General features: G+C 61.2%; 7 protein-coding genes. All 7 read right to left on the bottom strand.

All coding sequences use genetic code 11. The features are described 5' to 3' along the window. Positions 1 to 102 precede the first annotated feature (102 nt). The 7 genes from tadA to treP all read right to left on the bottom strand — a co-directional run bounded on the left by tadA (position 103) and on the right by treP (position 9,464). Positions 103 to 585 (bottom strand): tRNA adenosine(34) deaminase TadA, encoded by a 483-nt coding sequence (gene tadA, locus Q1W15_RS00975; RefSeq protein ID WP_300719670.1) that lies wholly within the window; start codon positions 583 to 585, stop codon positions 103 to 105. After that, positions 585 to 1,961 (bottom strand): multicopper oxidase family protein, encoded by a 1,377-nt coding sequence (locus Q1W15_RS00970; RefSeq protein WP_300719668.1) that lies wholly within the window; start codon positions 1,959 to 1,961, stop codon positions 585 to 587. Before Q1W15_RS00970 ends, tadA begins: the two co-directional genes overlap by 1 nt. Positions 1,962 to 2,100: 139 nt before the next feature. Further along, positions 2,101 to 2,379 carry a PTS transporter subunit EIIB gene (locus Q1W15_RS00965; protein ID WP_300719666.1) on the bottom strand — a complete coding sequence of 93 codons (279 nt, stop codon included), beginning with the start codon at positions 2,377 to 2,379 and terminating at the stop codon, positions 2,101 to 2,103. A gap of 2 nt (positions 2,380 to 2,381) precedes the next feature. Next, positions 2,382 to 4,901, bottom strand: coding sequence for a phosphoenolpyruvate--protein phosphotransferase (gene ptsP, locus Q1W15_RS00960; protein ID WP_300719664.1), 2,520 nt, complete (start codon positions 4,899 to 4,901; stop codon positions 2,382 to 2,384). A gap of 61 nt (positions 4,902 to 4,962) precedes the next feature. Then, positions 4,963 to 6,186 carry a carbohydrate porin gene (locus Q1W15_RS00955; RefSeq protein WP_300719662.1) on the bottom strand — a complete coding sequence of 408 codons (1,224 nt, stop codon included), beginning with the start codon at positions 6,184 to 6,186 and terminating at the stop codon, positions 4,963 to 4,965. A gap of 113 nt (positions 6,187 to 6,299) precedes the next feature. Then, the gene (gene treC / locus Q1W15_RS00950; protein WP_300719660.1) at positions 6,300 to 7,940 is read right to left on the bottom strand and encodes an alpha,alpha-phosphotrehalase; all 1,641 of its coding nucleotides are present in this window, start codon (positions 7,938 to 7,940) and stop codon (positions 6,300 to 6,302) included. An 81-nt stretch (positions 7,941 to 8,021) separates the two neighbouring features. Then, positions 8,022 to 9,464, bottom strand: coding sequence for a PTS system trehalose-specific EIIBC component (gene treP / locus Q1W15_RS00945; protein ID WP_300719658.1), 1,443 nt, complete (start codon positions 9,462 to 9,464; stop codon positions 8,022 to 8,024). Positions 9,465 to 9,509: the final 45 nt, after the last annotated feature.

The raw sequence follows: 9,509 nt of genomic DNA, 5'->3' as shown, positions 1-9,509 counted from the left end.
TGCCGAAACAAAGTAACTCGACGAAGTCGAAACGCTTCTGCCGTTAGGCAGAACTCCCGACAACACCGCAAAAAGTGAGTATGGACCCCCATCCTCGTGTAATCAGCCCTTCGCCCTTCTCATCCTGAAAAACTCACTCAGCATCGTCCCGCACTCCTCGCCCAACACGCCGCCCTCAAACAACACCCGATGGTTGAGAAACGGCTGGGTGAAAAACTGCCCCTGACTCTGCACCACCCCCGCTTTCGGCTCGGTCGCGCCATACACCACCCGAGCGACACGCGAATGCACGATCAAGCCCGCGCACATGCTGCACGGCTCCAGCGTGACGTACAGCGTACTGCCCGGCAGCCGGTAGTTGCTCACGGCCTGGGCGGCGGCGCGGATGGCGACCATTTCGGCGTGGGCGCTGGGGTCGCTGCCGCTGATCGGGCAGTTGAAGCCGCGGCCGATGATCACGCCGTCGTGCACCAGCACCGCGCCCACCGGCACCTCGCCCAACATCGCCCCTTCAGCGGCCAGCGCCAGGGCTTCACGCATGAAATGCTGATCGCGGCTGCGATCAATGATTTGCGGCTGCCGCATTACGAAACCTCGATAGCTGCCATAAGACCGGTTTCCATGTGATCGATCACATGGCAGTGGAACATCCACACGCCGGGATTATCCGCCACCAGGGCAACCCGGGCACGCTCGTTTTTACCCAACAGATAAGTGTCGGTGAAGTACGGCGTGATTTTATGACGGTTGGAGGCCAGCACCTTGAAGGTCATGCCGTGCAAATGAATCGGGTGCTGGTACTGCGTCATGTTCTTGAGTTCAAAAATATAGCTCTTGCCCAGTTCAAGCTTGGCAATCGGCCGGTCGGCGCAGGTCTTGTCCTTGATATCCCAGGCCACCCCGTTGATTTGCCACAGGCTGGGCGGTTGGTCGCTGTCCTGATTCTCGGACACCGAACCGACCCATTCGAAGTTGAAGTTAATCTTCTCGGCATTGGCCATGTCGGGTTCGGCAATCGGGTTGGCAGGCAAAGCCGGCGGCCACTCGCCTGGAGCCTCACTGTTGGGCACCGAACGCAATGTGCCCAATCGCACAGGCCCGTCGCGCAGCGACAACTCTTCGCCCGCCGCCGGGGCCTTGATGGCCAGGCAAATACGCATGCCAGGGCCCAGCCAGTAATCCTTGCCCAACGGGCGTGGCTCGATGGGGTTGCCGTCCAGCGCATAGATTCTGGCCTCAACACCCGGAATATTCAGGCGGTAGGTCAGCGTGTTGTCGAGGTTGAGCAGGCGCACACGGGTGATCTGCCCGGCCGGCAAATCAACCGTCGGCACATGGCTGCCGTTGATCGTCGACAGGCGCCCCGGTGTACCGCCACGCGCCGCTTCGCGGGTGATGCTGAACGGCAGGAACCCACCTTCTTCATCAACGTGCCAGTTTTTGATGCTCAGGGTGCGCTCGTGCTTGAAGCCGGTGGGCTCACGCTCCTCCACAATCAGCGGCCCCACCAGGCCACGGCCCAGTTCTTCGCTGCTGTTGACGTGGGGGTGATACCAGAAGCTGCCGGCGTCCGGCACGCGGAATGTGTAATCGAAGTACTCGCCCGGCAACACCGGCAACTGCGAGACATACGGCACGCCGTCCATTTCCAGCGGCAGGCGGATGCCGTGCCAATGAATCGTGGTGGCCACGGGCAGGTGGTTGATAAAGCGCACCCGCAGCCATTCACCCTGGCGTACCCGCAACTCGGTACCCGGTGCCGAAGGGCCAAAGGCCCAGGCCTCGGTCTGGTGACCGGGCACCAGTTCGACGTCCAGCGGGGCGGCGATCAACTCGTAATCGTGGCCCGCGTCGGCATCCGCCATTTTTCCCAACCAGTAACGCGAAGCGCCTCCTGCGCCCACACCCACCACGACCAGGCCGGCTAAACCACCGAGTATTTGTCGACGGGTAAAGGACATGGGTTCAACTACCTCTCGTATCCGGCGCAGGCCACAGACCCGCAAAAGGCGAATACGATACACCCGCAGTTACGAAACCGTAAGGCCGGGGTGGCTAACTGCCGCAGGCGGGCACTGGCAAGCGCGTGCCGATCAGGGCTCAGCGCCCGACGATCAGGTGCACGACGCCGCCCGCCAAGGTCATTACGCCCGGTACGCCAGCCGCGTTCAGCGCGTGAAGGTCGAGCCTTGTGGCGTCGTTGAGTTCCACACGAACCCGGGTCAGGGCAACGCGTTGTTGCGACTTGAGGTTGCTGGCCCCTCCCAAGGCCGCCAGTACCGCACCGTCCAGCGACGAAGCGGGTGGCTCCGTCGCCTTGTCTTCCACCAGATCCGGGGTCAACGCTTTCCAGAAGGCCTGCTGCCATTTGGCGAACATGTTCAGTACTCCAACACGTGGGATTGAGCCTGCAAGGCCACACGGACCTGCTCAGCACTTTCGAGACCCAGCACCTGCGCGGCCAGGGCCTGGCAGTCGGCAAGGTCCAACTCGCGTACCCGGGCCTTGATCGCGGGGATCAACGGTACGCTCACCGACAGTTCATCAACGCCCAACCCCAACAACACGGGTACCGCCAGTGCTTCGGAGGCCAATGCACCGCACACGCCCACCCATTTGCTGTGGGCATGGGCGGCCTTGACCGTGGTCGCGATCAAGCGCAGCACCGCCGGGTGAAGGCTGTCGGCCTGGCTGGCCAAACGCGGGTGATCGCGGTCCATCGCCAGGGTGTATTGGGTCAGGTCGTTGGTGCCTATCGAAAAGAAATCGACTTCAGGGGCCAACACGTCAGCCATCAAGGCCGCGGCGGGGACTTCAATCATGATCCCCAGTTTGGGTAACGCGGTGATGCCCAGCGCCTGCGCCTGCTCTTGCAGCAATTGACGGGCCCGGCGCACCTCTGACACCTGGGTGACCATCGGTAACATGATGTGCAGCCGCGCCAGGTCAACGCAGGCCAGCATCGCCCGAAACTGTTCACGCAACAACTCTGGGCGCTCCAGGCACAGGCGAATACCGCGCATGCCCAAAAACGGGTTGGTCTCGTGTGCCATCGGTACATAGGCCAGTGGTTTGTCGCCGCCGACATCCAGCGTACGTACCACCAGGTTATGGTCGGCCCCAACGGTACGGGCGATGGCGCTGTAGGTATGGGCTTGTTCCTCGTGACTGGGGGCGTGGCTGCGTTCCAGGTAGAGAAACTCCGAGCGCAGCAGGCCCACGCCCTCTGCGCCCAGCGCAACAGCCTGCTGCGCCTCGGCCAGCGAAGCGATATTGGCGCTGACTTCAATACGATGGCCGTCCAGGGTTTTCGCCGCCAGCGAAGCTTGTTGCAGGTCGCGCTGGTGCCGCGCGTGCTGCCGGGCGTGTTGGGCCTCGAGGTGTTCGACCTGCGCCGTATCGGGCCGCACGTGCAATTGGCCCGTGTACGCATCGAGCAATACCGGCGAGCCGTCCGCCACGCTTAGCACCTGCTGCGGCATACCACACAGCGCTGGCAGCCCCAATGCGCGGGCCAGGATGGCGACGTGACTGGTTGCGCCGCCGCCCACGGTGGCAAAACCCACCACTTTTTGGGTGTCAAGTGCGGCGGTTTGAGAGGGCGTGAGCTGCTCAGCAATCAGGATCGCCCGCTCCGGCAGGCTCATGGCCGTGTCATCCACCCCCAGCAGCCACCTGAGCACCCGTTGGCCCACATCGTCCAGGTCCAGCGCCCGCTCGGCCAGCAAACGATTGCCCAGCCCCTTGAATAAGGTCGAGGTGGCTTGGGTCGCGCCGTGCCAGGCAAAGGCGGCACTTTTACCCTGGTCAATCAGGTTCTGAGCCTGAGTCAAGAGCCCCGGATCTTCCAGCAACGCCTGATGCGCTTTGAAAATATCGCGCTGGGCCTTGCCCGGCGCGGTGTCACACAACGCTTGCAAGGCCTGGCCCGCGTGCGCCAAGGCCTGTTGCAAGCGGTCAGTTTCGGGCTGAACCCCGGTGCCCGCTTCAACGATGTCCAAACGTTGTTCGGTGATCTGCACGACATAGCCAAAGGCCGACCCCGATGACGCGCACACACCGCTCAATACGTCGCCGGGCTCGACAAGCACCTTGTGCTCCGGCTCCGGCTCCGGCACCACGGCGATCACCGCGCCTTCGCCACACCCTGCCGCTAACAGTTCGGTCAAGGCCTTGAGCGCCGCCTCGGCGTCAGGCCCGGCCGCGCTCACCCGCACCGCGTCACCGTGCACGGTTTGCAACGCCATGATCGCCACCAGTGACTTGGCATTGGCGCTGCTGCGGGCAGTGTGCAGGTGGACGGTTGCGTCAAACCCTTTGGCGGCCTGGGCCAGCACCGCGGCGGGGCGAGCGTGCAAGCCATTAAGGTTCGGCAGGGGTTGCGGCGCTGACGTCAGCGTTTCGCTGTCGGTTATTTCCGTCACGGGGCCACCGCCACCCGGTTGCACCCGCAACAGCGGCTGCGCGCTGTCGACCAACGCACCGCCCTCGACCTGCAACGCAAACGGCTCGCCACTGACGATCAGCATCAGCGTCAGCAGGCTGCGAGCATGCAAGGCCAGGTAGTCGGCGTCGAACTCAATGAGGGCATCACCGGCTTCAACCCGCTGACCTTCAACCACATGGCAGGTGAAGCCCTTGCCGCCCAGGTTCACGGTGTCCAGGCCGATGTGCAGCAACACCTGCACGCCGCTGTCGTGGGTGATGCTGATGGCGTGCCCGGTGTGCTGCAGGTTGCTGATCACCCCGGCCAATGGCGCATGTAACCGTTGCGAGGTGGGGTCGATGCACACCCCGTCGCCGATCAGGCGGCTGGCAAACACCGGATCCGGCACCGTATCCAGCGGGACGAGCACGCCGGACAAAGGTGCCAGCAGTTCCAATTGTTGGGATGTGACCATGACTTCACCTGCAGTAGATTCGGTTAAAGACCCGTGGCGCATGCGCCCCCGGCAGCGTGGTTTATTTCCACCAGTATTCGATTTGTACCCCGGCGTTTGACCCGTGCCGCGCCGAGCCAAAAGCACCGCTGTCAGACAGGGCTGAACCGGCGTCCTGTAGAGTGGCCGCCCGTTGCGCCGCTTTGTTCCAACTGGCGTAGGTGTAATACACACGCACTTCAGGTCGTGCCCAGAACCCCGGCCCGTTGGGCGACCAGGTCGGCGCGAAGGTGAACTTGCTTAATGTGCGCGTGCCGCCGGTGGCCTTGACCTGATCGTGCCCCAGCTCTGTTACCAGCTTGAACTGCTCAGTCACGGCATAAGCCGGGCGAACGCCCACCGACCACCACACCTGATTGCCGCCATCCGGGCGAAAATCCTTTTGATACACCGCTTCAATCTGACCGCCAAAACGCGGCGTCACTTGCCAGTCAAAAAACTCGACAAGGCGGTAGCGTTTGCTGCTGTTGTCCAGCCGGGTGTCGCCGGTGTAACCCAACCCGGTACCGGAACCTTCACCGTACTGCAGCGCCAACTTGTTTTGGCCCCCCCAAAAATCGCTTTGTACGTGCTGCGCCGTGATGGCCCAGCCGCTGTGCGCTTCGGTGCGCTGCGGTTTTTCCAGATAGCTGAGGCCGAACTCCAGCTGGCCGCCGGGGTTGGTATTGAAGCCCGCGACGTTGAAGTCGTGACGGGTGACGTAGTTTTCCTGATACAAGCTGTCTTTGCGCGACAGGGCATAGCTGTATTTCAGGCCGCCAATCACTACATCTTCAATGCCTGCGCCGGTCGCGCTCTGGTTCCAGTAGTAGAAGTCGGAGATATGGATGTCATTGCGTTTGTAGTAACGCCGCCCGGCCCACAGCGAACCGCCATTGAGGCTCGGCAGGTTGGACCATTGCGCATACAACTGCGGCAAACGCGCCGAACCGTTGTCGCCCTGAAAGGTGAGGTTGCGGTTGTACAGGTTATACAGCGACGCCATGCCATCGACGCTCAGCACCGAACCGTCGTCAAAGCTGTACACATCCTGGCGCAGCTCCAGTTCGGCGTACTGCTCACACTCGTTGCCCAGGCGGTATTTGGCCTCAGCGCCGGGCAGCTTGAAACAGGACTGTTTGCCGCCCTCAAGCGAGTTGCCGATACCGCTGCGCAAGTACCCGGAGAATTGCAGTGCCTGCGCCGAAAGTGGTGCCAACAAGCACACGCACGCGGTAAAAATGCTGCGATTAAGTAGGGTTTTCATAACGACCTTTTTTATTTTTATTGGAGTTGAAACCACGTCATTTCTGTAGGCGCTCGCTTGCTCGCGATCTTTTGATCGTTAAAAGATCGCGAGCAAGCTCGCTTCTACGGCGATTAATCCTTCAGGTGCAGGGCAAACGACTCGTACGGACGCAAGGTGATGGCGCCGGTACGCATCGGGTTGTCGTCGTAGTTGCTGATCAGCAACCGCTGCGACTGGCCTGCGGTAATGCCCGCAAGGTCGATGTCACACGGTGTGCCGTAGAAGTTGTTGACCACCAGCAGGCGCTCGCCTTCGCCTTGGCGCAGATACGCCCACACGTGCGGATGATCGGGCAGCAATTCGTGATATTCACCGTGCTGCAGCAAAGCTTCTTCACGGCGCAAGGCGATCAATTGACGGTAATGGTGCAGCACCGAGTTCGGGTCATTGCGTTGGGCTTCGACGTTGATCAACGCGGCGTTTTCAGGAATGCCGATCCACGGCTCAGCCGTACTGAAACCGGCATTGGCCTGCTGGCTCCATTGCATCGGCGTGCGGCTGTTGTCCCGAGACTTTTGCTGAATGGCGGCCATCACCGCGTCATGGGGCTCGCCCGCCTCGCGCTTGAGGCGGTAGATGTTCAGGGTTTCGACGTCGCGGTACTGCTCGATGCGCTCAAACCCCGGGTTGGTCATGCCGATTTCTTCACCCTGGTACACATACGGTGTGCCTTGCAGGCAATGCAGCGCCGTGGCGAGCATTTTGGCCGAGACCACGCGATGCTCGCCGTCATCACCAAAGCGCGACACAGCCCGAGGCTGATCATGGTTACACCAGAACAGCGCGTTCCAGCCGCCACCCGCCTGCATGCCCACTTGCCAGTTCGAGAGGATGCGCTTGAGTTCAAGGAAATCGAAGTCGGCGCGCACCCACTTCTGCATGTTCGGGTAGTCCACTTTCAAGTGATGGAAGTTGAACGTCATCGACAGTTCGCGGCTTTGAGGGTTTGAGTAGCGAATGCAATGGTCGAGGCTCGTGGATGACATTTCACCGACGCTGACCAGATCGTGCCCGGCGAAAACCTCGCGATGCATCTCTTGCAAGTACTCGTGCACCTGGGGGCCGTCGGTGTAGAAACGCCGCCCGTCGCTGCTGTCTTCAGGAAAGTGCACAGGCTTGGAGATCAGGTTGATCACGTCCAGGCGGAAACCGCCCACACCCTTGTCACGCCAAAAGCCCATCAGTTTGTACACTTCGGCGCGCACCTTGGGGTTGTCCCAATTCAGGTCGGCCTGGGTGTGGTCAAACAGGTGCAAATAATACTGGCCGGTTTGCGCCTCGTACTCCCAGGCCGAACCGCCAAACTTGGACTCCCAGTTGTTCGGCTGGTCGCGCCAGATATAAAAATCGCGGTACGGGTTGTCGAGGCTGCTGCGTGCTTGCTGGAACCACTCGTGCTCGATGGACGTGTGATTGACCACGATATCGAGCATCAGCTTCATGCCGCGCACCTTGGCCTCGCGAATCAGCAACTCGCAATCGGCCATGCTGCCGTAACTCGGGTCGATGGCGTAGTAGTCGCTGATGTCATAGCCGTTGTCACGCTGCGGCGAGCGCAAAAACGGCGTCAGCCACAGGTAATCAACCCCCAGCCATTGCAGGTAATCGAGCTTGTCGACCACGCCCAGCAAGTCACCGGTGGCGTTGCCCGCGTGGCTGTGAAAACTTTTTGGGTAGATCTGATAGATCACCGAACGCTGCCAGTCTTGCATGAGAGGCTCCTTGCATAATCGTTGTAAAAGGGGCCGCTTCGCAGCCCATCGCAGCCTTCGGCAGCGACTACAGAACGAGGGTCAGGCGACGCGGTAGCCGGGGCGGATAATTTTCAGGCTCAGGGCGCAGGTCAGCGCAAAGGGCACGACGAGGGCCACGAGCATGCCGATCACGAACATCGGGATGTACTGGGGAATGATCGAGATAAAGCCCGGCAAGCCACCAACCCCAATGGCCGAGGCCTGCACCTTGTTCAGCGACAGGAAAATGCTGCCCAGGGCCGAGCCGACCAGCGCGGCGTAAAACGGAAATTTGTAACGCAGGTTGATCCCGAACATCGCCGGTTCAGTGATGCCGAAATACGCCGAGACCGCCGAGGTGGACGCCATGCTGCGTTCGCGCACGTTGCGGCTCATGTAGAACACCCCCAGCGCGGCACTGCCCTGGGCCAGGTTGGACATCACGATCATCGGCCAGATAAACGTGCCGCCGTGGGTGGCAATCAGTTGCAGGTCCACGGCGAGGAACATGTGGTGCATGCCGGTGATCACCAGCGGCGCGTACAGCAGGCCAAAAATCATGCCCCCCAGTACGGGGGCCACGTCAAACAGCAGCACCACGCCTTCGGTGATCAGAATGCCCAGGTGACGGGTCACCGGGCCAATAATCGCCAGCGCCAGCACGCCGGTAATGACGATGGTGGTGATGGGCACCACCAGCAACTGAATGGCATTGGGCACCCGGGCCCGCAGCCATTTCTCGATCACGCTCATCACATAGGTGGCCATCAGGATCGGCAGGATTTGCCCCTGGTAGCCAACCTTCTCAATCTGGAACACACCCAGAATGTTGAAGTACGGCAGGCTTTGGCCCTCTAGCCCAGCCACGGCCTTGCCGTAGTTCCAGGCATTGAGCAGGTCGGGGTGGACCAGCATCAGGCCCAGCACAATGCCAAGGATTTCGCTGCCACCAAAGCGCTTGGCCGCCGACCAGCCCACCAGGGCGGGCAGGAACACAAACGAGGTGTTGGCCATGAGGTTGATCAGGCTCCACACACCGTCCAGTGAGGGGTAAGCCTGGAGCAGGGTTTTATCGGCAATGAACATGCCTTTGGCACCCAGCAGGTTGTTCACGCCCATCAACAGCCCGGCAATGATCAACGCGGGCAGGATGGGCATAAACACATCGGAAAACACGCGCACCAGGCGTTGCAAGGCATTGGCCTTGTCGGCACCCGTTTGCTTGACGTCTGCAAGGGTGGCGGCGGCCAGGCCGGTTTGCTCACGCAAGGCGGCGTAGATCTTTTCGACTTCACCTGGGCCAATCACGATCTGGTACACGCCGCCGGTCAAAAACGAGCCCTTGACCAGATCAATCTGGTTCAAGGTTGCGCTGTCGACCCGCGTCGGGTCCTTCAGTGACAGGCGCAAGCGCGTCACGCAATGGGCGGCCTGCTCAATGTTGTCGACACCACCGAGGCTGTGCAGCAACTCGCTGGCGATCTTCGAATAATCGTGGCTCATGCGTCGTCTTCCGCTTGGCATTTTTATTATGGAGCGTCGTTATGG

The organism is Pseudomonas sp. (assembly GCF_030150285.1).
Taxonomy (GTDB): Bacteria; Pseudomonadota; Gammaproteobacteria; order Pseudomonadales; family Pseudomonadaceae; genus Aquipseudomonas.
This window is presented reverse-complemented; position numbering and strand designations above follow the sequence as displayed.